At 75.1% G+C, this 15,629-nt stretch carries 7 protein-coding genes and 1 pseudogene; 7 read left to right on the top strand and 1 reads right to left on the bottom strand.

Annotated elements, in window-relative coordinates; all coding sequences use genetic code 11:
- Positions 1-29: 29 nt before the first annotated feature.
- Positions 30-524 (top strand): FBP domain-containing protein, encoded by a 495-nt coding sequence (locus Q0994_RS14590; RefSeq protein ID WP_299534211.1) that lies wholly within the window; start codon positions 30-32, stop codon positions 522-524.
- A gap of 57 nt (positions 525-581) precedes the next feature.
- On the opposite strand, the gene Q0994_RS14585 is transcribed toward Q0994_RS14590, so the two are convergent.
- Positions 582-2,345, bottom strand: coding sequence for an ABC transporter ATP-binding protein (locus tag Q0994_RS14585; protein WP_299534832.1), 1,764 nt, complete (start codon positions 2,343-2,345; stop codon positions 582-584).
- Between the two features lie 659 nt (positions 2,346-3,004).
- Here Q0994_RS14585 and Q0994_RS14580 point away from each other — a divergent pair.
- The 6 genes and pseudogenes from Q0994_RS14580 to Q0994_RS14555 form a co-directional block, all read left to right on the top strand.
- On the top strand, positions 3,005-3,352 hold the full coding sequence (locus tag Q0994_RS14580; protein ID WP_299534209.1) for a peptidase inhibitor family I36 protein: 348 nt from the start codon (positions 3,005-3,007) through the stop codon (positions 3,350-3,352).
- Between the two features lie 300 nt (positions 3,353-3,652).
- Positions 3,653-4,513: a DUF4132 domain-containing protein gene (locus Q0994_RS14575; protein WP_299534207.1), complete on the top strand. Its 861-nt coding sequence runs from the start codon at positions 3,653-3,655 to the stop codon at positions 4,511-4,513.
- Entirely contained in the window at positions 4,510-9,720 is a 5,211-nt protein-coding gene (locus tag Q0994_RS14570) for a hypothetical protein (RefSeq protein ID WP_299534204.1), read from the top strand. The genes Q0994_RS14575 and Q0994_RS14570 overlap by 4 nt, the downstream gene beginning before the upstream one ends.
- Entirely contained in the window at positions 9,717-10,946 is a 1,230-nt protein-coding gene (locus Q0994_RS14565; protein WP_299534201.1) for an AAA family ATPase, read from the top strand. The genes Q0994_RS14570 and Q0994_RS14565 overlap by 4 nt, the downstream gene beginning before the upstream one ends.
- 3 nt (positions 10,947-10,949) lie before the next feature.
- Positions 10,950-15,197 carry a DUF5682 family protein gene (locus tag Q0994_RS14560; RefSeq protein WP_299534196.1) on the top strand — a complete coding sequence of 1,416 codons (4,248 nt, stop codon included), beginning with the start codon at positions 10,950-10,952 and terminating at the stop codon, positions 15,195-15,197.
- Positions 15,194-15,629: pseudogene (locus tag Q0994_RS14555) on the top strand (hypothetical protein); the annotation flags it as partial. The gene Q0994_RS14560 and the pseudogene Q0994_RS14555, both read left to right, overlap by 4 nt.

Genomic DNA, 15,629 nt, shown 5'->3' with positions numbered 1-15,629 from the left:
AAACCTTTAGGCAAATTAGCGTGGAGTGCATGAACCCACTCAGCGAGCGAGAGATACGCGCCGCCTTCGTCAACTGCACCAAGGGCGAGGCCAAGCGCCTGTACGTCCCGCGCGACCTGACCGAGCGGCCCTGGGACGATCTCGACTTCCTGGGCTGGCGCGACCCGCAGGCCCCCGACCGCGCCCACCTCGTGGCCGAACTGGACGGCCGCCCGGTCGGCGTCCGGCTGCGCTCCTCCGACGCCGGCTCCTGGCAGACCCGCCGCAGCATGTGCACGCTCTGCGTGACCGTCCACACCGGCGGAGTCTCCCTGCTGGTCGCCCCGCGGGCCGGGAAGGCCGGCCAGCAGGGCAACTCCGTCGGCGCCTACATGTGCAGCGACCTCGCCTGCTCCCTCTACGTACGCGGGAAGAAGGACGCGGGGCCCGGCGGCCGGATGCAGGAGTCGCTGACCCTGGAGGAGAAGATCGGGCGGACCGTGGCCAACCTGGCCGCGTTCGTCGCCCGCGTGCGGGGAGCCTGAGCCGGTCCCGTCCCGGCACGTCGCCCCCCCGATTCGGACGTTCGGACCTTCGGACGTTCAGACCACGTCCGTGGGCTCCGCGTCATCGAGGAAGCCGCCCGACTGGTGCTGCCACAGTCTGGCGTACGCACCGCCCGAGGCGAGCAACTGCCGGTGCGTGCCCTGCTCGACGATCCGGCCCCGGTCCAGGACCACGAGCCGGTCCATGCCGGCGACCGTGGAGAGCCGGTGCGCCACCACGAGGGCCGTCCGCCCCTCCATCAGGTTCCACAGCGCCTTCTGGACCAGGACCTCGCTCTCCGAGTCCAGCGCGCTGGTCGCCTCGTCGAGCAGCAGGACCGGGGCGTCCCGCAGAATCGCCCGCGCCAGCGCGACCCGCTGCCGCTGCCCTCCGGACAGCTTGACCCCGCGTTCGCCGACCATCGTGTCGAAACCGTCCGGCAGCGAGTCCGCGAACTCCGTGACGTGGGCCGCCTCCGCGGCCCGGCGGACCTCCGCGTCCGAGGCCCCCGGCCGGGCGAACGCGATGTTGTCCCGGAGCGTGCGGTGGAACATGGCCGGATCCTGCGGCACATAGGCGATCAGGCTCCGCAGATCGCTCTGGCGCACCCTGCTGATGTCCTGGCCGCCGATCAGGATCCGGCCGGAGTCGACGTCGGTCATCCGCAGCAGCAGGCGGCTGAGCGTGGTCTTCCCGCCGCCGGAACGCCCGACCAGCCCGATCTTCGCGCCGCTGTCCACGTCGAGGCAGAGCCGGTCGAAGAGCGGCCCGGCACCCGCGTGGCCGAACGTCACCCGGTCGAAGCGGACGTCGGCGGCTCCGGCCCGCAACGGCTCGGGCGACGGCGGGTCGAGCACGGTCGCAGGCTGCAGCAGCAGTTCGGTGAACTGCGCCGCCTCCGTCAGCGAACTCTCCAGCCTGCGGTAGATCTGGTTGAACTCGAACATGATCCGGGTGGCATTCGTGTAATACGTGAACGCGACGACGATCGCCTCCACACCCGTCCCGCCGCCCAGGGTGACCGCCAGCACCAGACCCATGACGTTGGTGAGCACCGACAGCGGCGCGACCAGGGTGTCGATGCGCAGATTGCCGTAGTCCCAGGAACGCAGGGTCAGGCGGCGTGACTCCGCCACGCGGGCGCGGTGCTCGGCCGCCTCCCGCTCCTCCGCGCCGAAGGCCCGCACGGTGTCCATGTTGCCGAGGCTGTCCGCGACATGGCCCGAGACCCGGGCGATCGCCTCCTCGCGCAGGCTGACCAGCACCTGGCGGCGGCGGATGAGGGGCGCGACGCAGAACGCGGTCAGGGCGATCATCACCAGCAGACCGACCACCAGCAGGGGTTCGTACCTCCACAGCACCACCGACCCGAACAGCAACGGCACCAGGCTGCCCACCACCGAGAAGGTCAGGGTGTCCACGAACTCCTCGAAACGGGAGGCGAAACTCAGCACCCGCTTGGTCAGCGACCCCGCGAAGTTGTCGTGGAAGAACGCCGCGTCCTTGGCGTACAACTCGTCCATGCCGATGACGTACAGATTCTCGATGCCCCGTGCGTCGAGGCGGTTGAGGAGGTGCAGACCGATCCGCCACGTCGCCTCCGCCGCCAGCAGCACCCCGGCGAAGCCCAGCAGATACGGCGTCAGCGCGTCGAGCGTGCTGTCACCACCGTCCGTGACGTGGCCGATCAGCTTGGCGACGATCAGCGGCGCGAGGTAGTGGATCCCGATGTTGCCCACCGCCGGCGCCAGCATCCCCGCCCACGTCACCCACCGCAGCCGCGCCAACTCCCGTCCGTAGTACCGAAGAGCCAGCAGCACCGGCCCCTTGCCGGGCGTCTTCCCCCGTGTTCCGGGCACGTCCGTCTTCCCCCTCGTGTCCGTGTGCCACGGGACGGCTCGGCCCGCCTCGGCGGGGCACCGCCGTGCTCCTCCCGTGAGTGATCGACCCGGTCCTCGTGTCCTGGTGGCGTCGTGTTCTCGCTCCGCGGGAACCGCCACCGGCCGCCTGCACGACGCGGCACGGGCCGGGCGGGCGCACGGGCCGTGGGTCCCGCAGGAGGCAGTCTCCCGCGACGTCGCACGGGCGGGCCACGCGTTATTCCCGGCCAGGGGGACGGCCGGAACGCGCCGTCCGTCGTCCGCCGGGGCGTGGGGCGCCGCCGCGCCGGCCGGAGCGTCCGGCCGGGACGCGCCCCGGTTCGGGGGCAGGAAGCCTCGGTTCGGATGTCGAGTGGTCAATGCACATGCGGTGCGTACTCGAATGAGTCGTGCTCAGGAGATCCGGCCGCACGGGTTCGCCGTGGCGTCGGTTTCGGAGAATAGAGGTCCATGCGCCCTTGCTAATCTCCGCGGGCCGCCTCAAGCGGTGGTCCCGGTAATGGTTCGGAAATCAACCGCCCTCTCCGACCCCGTCGGCCACGCTCGCATTGCCCGGTAATCCCTCACTGAGGAGTCCTGTGTCGAAGGAAGACAAGTCCATGCGTTCCCTCCTGGCCGCAGGCGCCCTGACGCTGGCCGCACTGGCCGCGCCCCAGGCCGCCCACGCTGTCCCGAGCGACACGAGTGCCACCTGCCCCGCCCGGGCGATCTGCCTCTGGACGGGCGTGAACTACTCCGGCGCGCAGTACAACTGGACGGGGGGATACAAGGACCTCCCGGCCGCCTGGCGCGATCACTCGTATTCGTTCATCGCCAATCGGTCCGGTGGGTTCATCGACTGGAGCGGCGGCCAGAAAGTCTGCCGCACGGTCGCCAAGGGAAATTACGGCGCCCACTACGACACCGGATTCGGAAAGAAGATCGACGGCGTCGACAACGCGTGCTGAGGCCGTGATGTGGGCACGGTGAGCCGCCTCCGCCCGAGCGCCGCAGGCGCCGAACCGCCATGCCCCATCCGGGGCGAGCTCCCGAGGAGTTGGGCGCGGCCGTACACCCCGTGTCCCCCGCCTTCGTCGGAGCCGGGGGACTCCGGCCCGGTGCCCGGCCCATGAACCGGAGGGGGCCCGGCCCTGTTGTCAGTGGGGCCGCCTAGAGTCTTCCCCACTCGTCACGGTGCGTCGCCGCGGACGGGTCGCATCAGCGTGCCGCCGGTTCGGCGGCCGTCCGGATCAGGGGGAGAACAGCGCATGGGGTGGGTTCCGGCGGGCGACTACGAAGTCGCTCTGGAGGCGGGCACAGTGGTCTGCCGCAACGGCAAGGGCCGACGGCTGAAGTCCGTCCCGGCCGCGTTGAAGGAGAACTCGGCGGTCGTCGGGCTCCGGCAGTTGACCGAGTGGCTGGACCGGCACGAACGCCAGTGCCTGACCGACGTCGAGCGGTGGATGGTGCGCTCGCAACCGGTGCCCACCGCCGTGCTCGCGCAGGTCTGGCCCGACCCGGCGTGGCAGGCGGCGCTGCGGGACGTCGTGGTCACCGGTGCGGACGGCGGGGTCGCCGGGTTCCTGCGCGATGTCGACCCCGATCGCGGTCTCGGCCTCGTCGACCTGGACGGCGACACGGTACGCATCACCCCGGACGTCGTCAGCGTGCCCCACCCCGTCCTCCTCGACGACCTCGACGACCTGCGGGAGTTCGCGGTCGAGCTGGGGGTGGGCCAGAACGTGGAGCAGTTGTTCCGCGAGGTGTGGCGACGCCCGCCCGGCCTCGCCCCGGACACCGTCTCGGTGGACACCTACGCCGGCGGCGTCTTCAAGGAACTGCGCTTCCTGCACGGCCGCGTCACCCAACTCGGCTACCGGTCGCGCGGCGGGTACGCCGTCCTCCCGGTCGTCGAGGACGGCGCCACCGTCGAGGCGCGCATCTGGATCGGCGAGCACGACGGATACGGCGAGTACGACACCGAGACGGGCCCCCTGGCCTGGACCGACCCCGCGGGACGCGCGCTGACGGCCGCGGAGGTCGGCCCCGTCGCGTGGTCCGAGGGCATGCGCATGGCCGCGGCGCTCTACGCGGGCCGCGACGTCGAGGACGAGGAGCGGGCGGCATGAGCACCACGACGACCAACACCCACACGGACCCGACCGCGACCGCCGGAGCCGCTCTGCCCGCGCAGACCCGGAGCGGCGGCGGTCCCGCCGCGCAGGCCCGCGCGGCGGCCATGCTGGACGCCGGCGCCATCCTCCCGGCCGGTGCCACCGACCGGGACGACGCCGACGCGCTGACCGCCCGTACCTACACCCACACCGCCCTCGACGACCGCCCCGTGGTCCGGCTGGTGCCCGGCACGCTCGGCGAAGCCGAGGACCTGGCGCTGGAGTTCCTCGGGCTGGCCCGGACCGCCGAGGCCCCCGTCGTGGGCCAGGTCCGCCGCGAGACGCTGGGCTTCCCGGCCTGGGCACTGGTCAACGACCCGGCCAACGGCCACCACGCCCTGGCCCTGGTCAAGGACATCGAGCGGCTCGGCCGTCAGGCCAGGACCCGCGCCGGAGCGGCCAAGGAGGGCTTCGACGAGCTCGGCACCCGACTCGGCCGCGCCGTGCCGCACTTCCTCCCCACCTACTACGAGCAGGTGGCCCGCCTCTTCCTCCAGGCCGAGAACACCACCTACGCCGCGACCTTCTTCGGCAAGGCGCGCGAGGCCGAGCGGGTGCACGGCCTCGCCGTGGACGAAGACCGGCAGCGCGCCGTCTTCCTGGAGTTCGCCTTCGCCGGCGCGCTCACCGTGAAGGCGCTGCGGCAGTACGTCCGGGACCTGGTGGCCCGGCTCGAACCGGCCTACGCCTGGGCGCAGTTCCGTCGCCTGCTGGTCGAGCGCTGCGCGGCCGGCATGCCCCCGTACGCGGCGCTGCCGCAGGACGTGCGGGCACTGGTCAAGGCGGCCGGACTGGACCGCGAGGCCGCCGAGCGCGACCTGGTGGCCGACCTGATCGGCTCGCCCGGTGTCGTCCGCGCCCCCGCCTCCTTCTGGACGGCCTACCGCCCCGCCCTCGTTGCCCTCGCCCGTGAGGACGCGGCGGTGCGGGCCCGGCTCCTCGGCTTCTTCCCCGAGACCTTCGGCGAGAACGGCCGGGAGGCGGACGGCGAATCCGGCTGGCTCGCCCTGCTGGCGGAGGCCGGCGCCCAGGACCTGCTGACGGCCCTCCCGGACACCTCCGGCCACGTACCGGCCGGCGGTGCCCCGCCCACCGATCCGTCCGTCTCCCCGGCGGACTGGCTCGCACGGTGGGAGGCCCACCGCCGCCGCAACCGCGCCACCTCCGGCCGCAGCCCGCAGACCCTCGACCTGGCCGCCCGGATGACGGACCGGCTCCGTGCCGACGGGCGCCCCGTGGAACTGTTCCAGGGCCGCTGGCAGCGCACCGCCGATCTCGACCTCCTCGACCTCTGTCTCGCCGCCGGTGTCCCGGTCGCCGAACCGGACGACCAGGAGACCCGTGGCGCACGCTCCGGGCAACTGGCCTGCGGGCCGTGGCTCACCGACGACGCGCCCGGAGCACGGGACCTCACCGCCCTCGCCGGACGGCCGGTTTTCCGGTCCCTGCTGAGCCAGGACATCGGTGGCATCGGCGGCCCCGGCGACCGGCGCGGCCGGCAACTGGGCGACACCGCCATGGCGAAGCTGGCGGCACATCCGGTGCTCTCCGTGATCCTCCGGGAACGGCTGATCGCGTGCGCCGAGGAGTACGCGGCCGCGCGGGGGCTTCCCGGCCTGCGGACCGCCCTCCACAAGCTCTCGGCGTTCCGTTCCGTGGTCGCCGACGTCGCTCCCGAGGCCGTGAGCCTCCTCGAAGACCACGACCCGATGCCGTTGCTCACTGCCACGCTGCGCACCGGCGTCCTCGACGAACTCGGCTGGCCCGCACTGGACGAGGCGTACGCCGAACTGGCGGCCGAGGCCGCCGCAGCCGCAGCCGCAGCCCCGCGGCACCGGCGCTCGGAAGGCGTCGGCGTCACCGGCGCCTGGCCCGCACTGATCCTGAACACGCTCGAACGGGCCGTCGTCGTCGGCCCGGACGGGGTTCTGCTGCGGCACACCCTGCGGCTGCCCGCCACCGTCGACCACTGGCACACCCCTGCGTTCCGCTACGTCGACGGCGAACTGCTGGTCATCTGGTGGGAGGACGGCAACCAGCGCGGGTACTGGTCGCACCGGCCCGCCGAGATCTTCACCGTCGGCGGCGAGCAGACCCCCCGCTGGGGCGGCTCCGGACCCTCGGACGAGGTCTGCCTGCCGCTGCCCGGCGGCGGCCGCGCCACCGGCGGCAAGGCCCTGCACGCGGGCGACACCTCCCTGCCGCCCCAGCGCGCCGTCATCTCCGACGGCACCGGTCACTGGCGCGAAGGCCACCAGGGCACCCAGCGGGTGTGGCTGGAGTACGACCCGGCCGGCGGCACCCACGGCCGCGCGTCCCTCCCCGCCTTCCTGCGCACCGGGGTGCGGGACGGCAGCCGGCTGCTCACCGAGCACTGCCAGGTGCTGCCCCTCCAGCCCGGCCTGGAGAACACCCCGTTCGGCACCGACGGCACGGTCCTCGGTCGCTGGGTCCGCCGCACCCTGACCGAGCCCGGTACCGCCGCCCCCGCCGGCGGTCACCGGACCGTCGCCGGCACCCCCGACGGCCGCACCGTCAGCCTGCCGCACCCGCTGCCCGACGGAGCGACCGTGGTGCCGCTCGGCGCCCTCACCCTGCCCGGCGGTTCCCGGCCCGCCCTCGCCCTGCGCCACCGCTCCGTCGACGCGTATCCGGCCGACACGGACGGCGCGGGCGGCCCTCTGTGGTCGGTGGTCCCCGACTCCTGTGCGCGGGACAGTGCCCCGGGCACGCCCTACCTGCCGCCTCTCGCCTACTGGCACGCCCTGCGCCCGAGGGACGAGAAGGGCTCCGCCGCCCTGCGCGAGATGACGGACACCCGCGCGGACGCACTGTTCGAGGCGGTCGCCCGTGCGGTCGTCCAGCACGGGGAGGCGTTCCGGGCGGTCGAGGAGTACACCGGCCCCTCGGCGCGGGAACTCAGCCAGCGGGCCGTCGCCCACCTGCTGCCCGAGGTGTCCGACGCGCGGCTCCTCGCGGGCGTCACCGCGATCGTCCGCAAGGCCGTGGACCAGTCCCTCGCCGTCCTCCAGTACCTGGAACCACCGACGCCCCCGCAGCCGGCCGACTCCCGCAACACCGCACGCACCCACGGCATGTTCTTCGAACAACAGCCTGAACACGGCGACGACCTGACCCTGCGGCACGCCACCGCGTGGGGTTCCGAACGCATGGACGGAAGCTGGTGGGGAGGGGGTCTCCGCTGGACCGTGATCCGGCAGATCCTCGCCGTCAACCACGTCCTCGGCGGTGAGCCCGCCTTCGGCCCGCCCGTCCCGCCCAAGGCCCCGTTCACGCCCGTGGACGGCTGGCAGCGGGACGAGTACACCGCGCCCAGCGACGCCTCGGACTGGACCGTGATCCTCGACAAACTGCCCCAACTCGCCTACCGTGCGGCGACGGAGACCACCTCGCCCGAGCACCGGGCCGGCCTCCTGACGCTGCTCGACACCGTGGCCGCCGGCCCGCTGGCCGACCCGGCCGGCACCGTCCGGCGGGTGGAACTCGTCGAGCCGCACGGCGTGGTGGCGGCCGGGTCCGGACGACCCGAAGCCGCACACCGCCTCGGTCAGGTGTTCCGCAAGGGCCCCCGAACGGTCGTGATCCTCGCCCATCAGGGCCGCAACACCCGTGACGACGCGACCCGCTGGCTCGCCCTCGACCACGACCCGACCGGCGCCTTCGGCCCGGTGCCCGGATTCACCCTGAACCGCGAGCACGTGTTCCGGCAGGGCATGCCCCGTGACCGGCTCACCCGGCTCACCGCCCTGGTGCGGGAACACGGCCCGGCACCCTGGCGTCCGGAGGCCGTCGACGCGTTCCACGCGGCCACCGGGGCCGGTCCCCTGCAGTCCGCGGCCCTGCTGTCGGCCGTGGGCGAGGAGCCCGGGACCGACACGCTCGCCCTGCTCGGGGCGAAGAAGCGCGCCTTCGAGGAGGCCATGGCCAGGCTGGACGAGCTGCCGCGCGACGACCGGGACGCCGTGCTCCGGGCACTGCTGCCCGCGGACCCGGCCGCACTGTGGTCCACGGGCCCCGAGGCCAAGGCCGCTGCCGAGGTCTGGCAGGAGCGTCTCGGGTCCCTCGTCCGCGTCCCGGAAGAACTGGAGCTCGACCTCTCGGGCACCGCGCCGGGCGCCGTCGACCTGGTCCTCAACACGCACACCCGGCCCTGGCTGGCCCACGGCACCCACGTCGAGGACGGCACCGGCCGCCCCGGCCCGTTCCAGGTCGGCGCACGCGGCGCGGTCTCCACCGCGCTCACCGCCCTGCGGACCCTCGCCTACACCCTGCCCTACGGCCACCCCCTGCGGGCGCACCTGCCCGTCGGGCTCGCGGCCCTGCGCGCCCGGCTCGCCGACCCGGCCCTCGTGCTGGACCTCGGTCTGCACTGGACCGAGTCGGGAGACGGGATCGGGCGCGTCGTCCGCACCGCCCACGGGCTCCCCGAGACCGGAGGCGCCGACGCCGACGGTCTGGTCCGGGTGGGAACGGCGCTGCTCCTGGCCCCCGGCCATTACCGCGACAACGAGAAGCTGCTGATCCGGCCTGCCGGGCTCGCGGGCCCCGACGACCCGGTGTTCGGCTTCATCGAGGGCACCGTGGGCCGCCACGCCGCCGCTGATCCGCTCGCGCTGCGCGCCCTGCTGGGCGAGGAGACCGCGGCCCTGGCCTCGGCGGGCGCTCCCGACGGCACCCCGCACCACCCGGCCCAGGACCCGACGCGCACGGTGCCGGAGCTGGTGGCCGAGGCGGCCGGCACGCTCGGCCTGGGTGCGGACGCCGCCGCCCTCTACCTGATGCTGCTCGCTCTGCCCGATCCGACGGACCGCAACTGCGTCCGCTGGACCGGGTGGAAGCCGGCCCGCGTCAAGAAGGCCCGGACCGAACTCGCCGCCACCGACCTCGTCGTGGAGGCGAAGCGCTCCCGCGCCGGCCGCACCCTGTTCCTCCCCTGCGGCTGGCTCGAACGCGGAGCCCCCGGACTGCCGCTGGAGACCTGGAAGGAAGGCCTGTACCCCGTGACGGGGTCCGCCCGGACCCTGCCCCACCTCCCCGTGCCCGCGCTGTTCGCAGCCGCCTGGGCCCGGGTCGGCGACGGCGACGCCCCCGCCTTCGAACAACTGGACACCCGCACCACCCGGAAGGGCCGCCGCCGATGACGAACGACACCACGACCACCATGCCCCCCGACGGCACCGTCACGGGCGGCGTCCCGGCCGGGGCGACCACACCAGACCCGCAGCGGCGGCAGGTAACGCTGCCCGAGGACCGGTACGCCACCGAGCTGGCCTTCCTCGCCGCCCACGACTCCGGGCCCCGCCCGCCCGGCTGGCTGCTCACCCCGCGCGCCGTCGTCACCTTCGTGATGGGCACCGCGGGCGAGGCACTGAGCCTGCCCAAGGGCGCCCGGCCCGCAGCCGGCGTGCCCCGCCGGCTGGTGATCGAGCAGAAGTTCGTCGGCGAGCGCGCCCTGGTCGAGCGGTGCGTGGTCACGCTCGCCGGTGAACGCGGACTCCTCCTCGTGGGCGAGCCCGGCACCGCCAAGTCCATGCTCTCCGAACTGCTGTCGGCGGCCGTCTGCGGGACCAGCGCCCTCACCGTGCAGGGCACCGCCGGCACCACCGAGGACCAGCTCAAGTACGGCTGGAACTACGCGCTGCTGCTCGCCCAGGGCCCGACCGAACAGGCCCTGGTGCCCTCCCCGGTGCTCGCCGCCATGACCCGGGGCGCCGTCGCCCGCGTGGAGGAGGTCACCCGGTGCCTTCCGGAGGTCCAGGACGCCCTGGTGTCCCTGCTCTCCGAGCGCCGTATCGCGGTCCCCGAACTCACCGGCGGTGAGGGCGCCCAGGTGCACGCCGCGCCGGGCTTCACCCTCATCGCCACCGCCAACCTGCGGGACAAGGGCGTCTCGGAGATGTCCGCGGCGCTGAAGCGGCGCTTCAACTTCGAGACCGTCGGGCCCATCGGGGACCTGGACGCCGAGACCGCTCTCGTCCGCAGCCAGTCGCGCGCGGCGGTCGAACGCGCCGGCGCCGCCTACCAGGTGGACGACGCGGTCCTCGAAGCGCTGGTCACCGCCTTCCGGGACCTGCGCGCAGGCCGGTCCGCCGAGGGCTGGGAGGTCGAGCGGCCGTCCACGGTGATGAGCACGGCGGAGGCGGTCTCCGTCGCGGGTTCGCTGGCTCTGGCCGCCGCCTACTTCCCCGGCGACCGGGACGTGCTCTCCCTCCTGCCCGGCCATCTGCTCGGCGTCGTCCGCAAGGACGACCCCGCCGACGCGGCCAGGCTGCTGGGATACTGGGACGGGCCGGTGCGCAGGCGCGCGGAGCAGGGGTCGGCGACCTGGCGCGCCCTGTGGGAACTGCGCACGGTGCTGGAGAACTGACGCATGAGCGACTCCGCCGCCCCGGGGGCCCGCCCCGCCCCCGCCCCACGATCCACCCCCGCCCCACGGTCCACGCCCGAGACCGGGTCGGCCGCCGACAGCCGGTCCGCCGCCGGCCGGGGGCCCGTCCCCGGCCGGCGGTCCGCCGCCGGGACCCGGTCCGCTCCCGACGTCCGGCATGCCGTCGCACCGGAAGCAGCCGTCGCCCCGGAAGCCGCCGTGGCTCCGGGGCCGGCGGCCCGACCGGCCGACCCGGAGGCCGCGGTGGCGGCCCTGGCGGCGACCGGTCCCGGACTGCCGTATCTGATCGGGGTGCGCCACCACGCGCCCTCGCTGGCCGCCGCTCTCCCGGCGCTGCTGGACGCGGCTGCCCCCGACGTCCTGCTCGTCGAGCTGCCGGCGGAGTTCCAGCCGTGGCTGGGATGGCTCGCCCACGAGGAGACCGAGGCCCCGGTGGCGCTGGCCGCCGTGCCGGCCGCCGGGCCCGGCGCGGCGGGCGAACGGGGCCCCGCCTTCTACCCGTTCGCGGACTTCTCGCCCGAACTGGTCGCGTTGCGCTGGGCGGACCGCAACGGGGTCCCGGCCGTGGCCTGCGACCTGCCGCTGGCCGACCGGGCCTGGGCACGAGGCGGACCGGACACCCTCGCGCCCGCCCCCGTTCCGGGCGCCCACACCGTGCCCGCGCCGGGGGAGGGGATCGGTCTGACCGAAGCGATCCGGTCCCGGCTCACCGGCAGGCAGGGTGACGACCTGTGGGACCGGCTGGTGGAGGCGCTCGCCCCCGGCTCGACCCCCGAGGCGCTGCGCCGTGCCGCCCTGCTCACCGGCTGGGCGCTGCGCAACGAGGCGGAGGCCCGCGACGGCGTGGACGGCACGGACCTGGCGCGTGAGGTCTGCATGCGCGGTCATATCGCCGAGGCCCTGGCCGAGGGGCGGCGACCCGCCGTGGTGGTGGGAGCCTTCCACGCTCCGGCGCTGCTCCGGCCCGCCGCCGACGGACCCGAACAGGAAGCGACCGGCTCCGGAGCCTTCCCCGGGGGCACCCGCACGGGTTTCCGTACGGACGGCGGGGCGGCAACCGGTCCGGACGGTGACACGGAAGCCGGTACGGACGGCGGGGCAGGTGGTCGCACGGACGGCCCCGCCGCGAAGGACGCGTGCACGGTGTCCCTGGTCCCGTACACGTATCCGCTGCTCGACTCGCGTTCCGGCTATCCGGCCGGCATTCGCGACCCGGAGTGGCAGCACACCGTCCTGGACGCCGCCGGGGACCCGGCCGCGTTGCAGGAGGCGTTGGTCCGCACCGCGGTCCGCGTCTGCGCGGCCCTGCGCGCACAGGGCCACCCCTACGGTCCCGCGGACGGGCGGGAGGTCGTCCGGGTCGCCGGTGACCTGGCCCGCCTGCGCGGCCTGCCGGCCCCCGGACGCGGCGAACTCCTGGAAGCCGTACAGACGGTGCTCGGACGCGGCGAGATCCACGGCACCGGCCGCGCCGTCGCCCGCGCCCTCGAAGGAGTACTCGTCGGAATCCGTACCGGACGGCCCGCGCCCGCCGCGCCGCGCAGCGGCCTGGCCCCCGCGGTCGAGGCCGAGACCGCCGCGCTCTCGCTGCCCGGTCCTTCGGACACGCACGAGAAGACCCCGCGCGACCTCCGGCTCGACCCGGCCCGCTCGCCCCTCGACCGGCGCCGCGAACTGCTGCTGCGCAGGCTGACGGTGTGCGGCATCCCGTACGCCCAGGAGCAGGCGGTGACCGGCGCGGCGGGCGCGGAGGGGCTCACCACGCGCTGGCAGGTGCGTTGGACCCCGGCGACCGCCGCGATGCTCACCGCCGCCGGCGCGCGGGGCGTCACCCCGGCCCAGGCGGCCGAGGGCGTGCTGCGGCAGAGGCACGCGGCCGAACGCGCGGAGGGCGGCCCGACAGCGGCCCAGGTGGTCCGCGGCCTCACGGAAGCCGCCGAGTGCGGACTCCACGCCCAGGCCGACGAACGGCTGACGGAGCTGGCGGCCGTACTCCCGGCGAGCGGCACCCTCCCCGAACTCCTGTCCGGACTCGACCTGTTGGATCGCCTGGACGCCGGCCACCTGCCGAGCCCGGTCGCACCCGAGCCCGCCGTCTCCCTGGACGGCCCCCCTACGCCGGAGGGCCCCGACGCCTCCCTGCCGCCGGCTGCCGGAACCGCCCCGGAGGCCACCGACGTCCCGCCGCCCCCGGGCGCCGCCACCGTCCCGAAGGCCCCCACCCCCGACGGCCCCTCGTCCTCCGGTCCCTCTCTCGGCCTCTTTGCCCCCTCCGCTTCCTCTGCCCGTGCCGCCCGCCTCGCGCACGCGGCCGAACTGCTGACCTCGGCCGCGGTCCGCCAGGTCGACGGGCTGACCGGGTCGGACCGGCCCGAGGACGCACGGGCGCTGCTCGAACTGGCCCAGCGGGCCGACCGGGTGGGCGGCATCCGGCTCGCCGACGCCCTCGCCCGCCTGGCCGCCGACGGCACCCCGTTGATCGCCGCGGCGGCCGGAGCGGTCCGGGTGCTCACCGGCCACGAGGCGGCGGGGACCTTCGGGTCGCGCGTTGCCTCCTGGGTGGACGGAGCCGCCGACAGTGCCTCCCGGTCCGCGCTCACCGACCGCCTCACCGGCGTCCTGACGGTGGCGGGCCCGCTCCTGACCGTGGGCGTCGAAGCCCTGGACCCGCTGCTGCACCGGGTCGTCGAGCTGGAGGACGCCGCGTTCCTGGCCCGGCTCCCGGCCCTGCGCGGTGGGTTCGACACCCTGAGCCCGGCCGCCCGGGACCGGCTGCTCGACACCGTCGAGGAACGACTGGGCGAACGGGTCGACAGCCTCGACGCGGACGACCCGGCCGAGCTGGCCCGCCGGACGACCGCCGACCTCGCGGCCCGCGCACTCCTCGCCGGACTCGGCCTGCCCGTCCCGCCACCCGCGTACGACGACCAGGCGCCCCCGCCCTCGGACGCCCCCGCCGCGCCCCACCCCGGAAGCCCGCCCGCACGGCTCACCGCCGTCGCTGCCACCGCACCCGGCACCCCACGTGCACCTGCCCCGGCCACGGACCCCGAGGCCGGCCACGAGGCCGCCCCCGCCCCCGTCACCACGGGCGCGCCCGGCACCACCTCCGTGCGGGCCCTGGCGCCCGCCGACCGGTGGCGCCTGGTGCTCGGCCGGCGAGCCGATCGACTGCCGTCCGGCGCGTCCCGCCTGGCGAGCGCCCTGGACGAGCTCTACGGCGCGGGACGGGGCGAGGGATCCCGGGGCGGCCTGCCCGGCCCCGGCTCCGGACCGCGCGGCGGCCGGGAACCGTCGTTCCCCGGGGTCCGCGAGTGGTCCGAGGAACTGGCCGCGCTGTTCGGCCCCGGCGTCCGCGAGGAAGTCCTCGCCGCCGCGGCCGCGAACGGACGGCAGGACGTCCTCACCGCACTCGACCCGGCGGCAGCCACCCCCTCCGTGGAACTGCTGCGGACGATCCTGCGGTACGCGGGCGGCCTCCCCGAGGCCCGGCTCGCCGCGCTCCGCCCCCTGGTCCGCCGGCTGGTCGACGAGTTGACCCGGCAGCTCACCACCCGGCTCCGCCCGGCCCTCACCGGCGCGATGTCGGCCCGGCCCACCCGCCGCCCCGGCGGCCGGCTGGACCTGCCGCGCACGCTGCGCGCCAACCTGGCCACCGCCCGCCGGACGGCGGACGGCACGGTCCAGGTGATCCCGGAGAACCCGGTGTTCCGCAGCCGCGTCCGCCGGTCGGCGGACTGGCGCCTGATCCTCGTCACCGACGTTTCCGGATCCATGGAGGCGTCCACGATCTGGTCGGCGCTGACCGCCTCGGTGCTCGCCGGGGTGCCGACCCTGAGCACCCACTTCCTGGCCTTCTCCACGGAGGTCGTCGACCTCACGGGGCACGTGCGCGACCCTCTCTCCCTCCTGCTGGAGGTGAGCGTGGGCGGCGGCACGCACATCGCCGCCGGACTCCGGCACGCCCGCAGCCTGATCGAGGTGCCCTCCCGCACGCTCGTCGTCGTCATCAGCGACTTCGAGGAGGGAGCGCCGCTCGGCGGACTGCTGTCCGAGGTGCGGGCGCTGGTGACCACCGGCTGCCACGTCCTCGGGTGCGCGAGCCTCGACGACGCCGGCCGGCCCCGTTACTCGACGGGGGTCGCCGGACATCTCGTGGCCGCCGGCATGCCCGTCGCGGCCCTCAGCCCGCTGGAACTGGCCCGCTGGATCGGAGAGAAGACCGCATGAACGCCGTTTTGCTGCCACCCGTCGCGCCGGAGGTCACGGCCACGCTGGTGGAGGATCTCTCACCGCGGCTGCGCAAGCGGCTGGACGCGGCGGTCACCAAGCTCGGCGCCCGCCCGACGCACCGCGACGGGGACACGGTCACGATCCAGGTCGACGACGAGACCGAGCTGCGCCTGCGCGCCACCGCCGGCGTGGTGGCGACGGCGGACGCCATCACCTGCGGCTGCCTGCTCGCCCCCGCCTGCGTCCACCGCGCGGCCGCCGCCTGCGCCGCCCCCACGGCCGACCTGCCGCCGGAACCCGCGGACGAACCCACCCCCCACGCCCACGACGTGACCGCCCCCGACGTGACCGGCCCCGGCACGGCCGCCCCCGGCACGGCCGCCCCCGGCACGGCCGCCCCCGGCACGGCCGCCCCCGGCACGGCCGCCC

This window comes from uncultured Streptomyces sp. (assembly GCF_947488945.1).
Taxonomy (GTDB): Bacteria; Actinomycetota; Actinomycetes; order Streptomycetales; family Streptomycetaceae; genus Streptomyces.
This window is presented reverse-complemented; position numbering and strand designations above follow the sequence as displayed.

Bases quoted from the DNA above. Each gene is read 5' to 3' on its own strand.
- Q0994_RS14590 (WP_299534211.1), top strand. From the start codon at position 30: ATGAACCCACTCAGCGAGCGAGAGATACGCGCCGCCTTCGTCAACTGC.
- Q0994_RS14580 (WP_299534209.1), top strand. From the start codon at position 3,005: ATGCGTTCCCTCCTGGCCGCAGGCGCCCTGACGCTGGCCGCACTGGCC.
- Q0994_RS14575 (WP_299534207.1), top strand. From the start codon at position 3,653: ATGGGGTGGGTTCCGGCGGGCGACTACGAAGTCGCTCTGGAGGCGGGC.
- Q0994_RS14570 (WP_299534204.1), top strand. From the start codon at position 4,510: ATGAGCACCACGACGACCAACACCCACACGGACCCGACCGCGACCGCC.
- Q0994_RS14565 (WP_299534201.1), top strand. From the start codon at position 9,717: ATGACGAACGACACCACGACCACCATGCCCCCCGACGGCACCGTCACG.
- Q0994_RS14560 (WP_299534196.1), top strand. From the start codon at position 10,950: ATGAGCGACTCCGCCGCCCCGGGGGCCCGCCCCGCCCCCGCCCCACGA.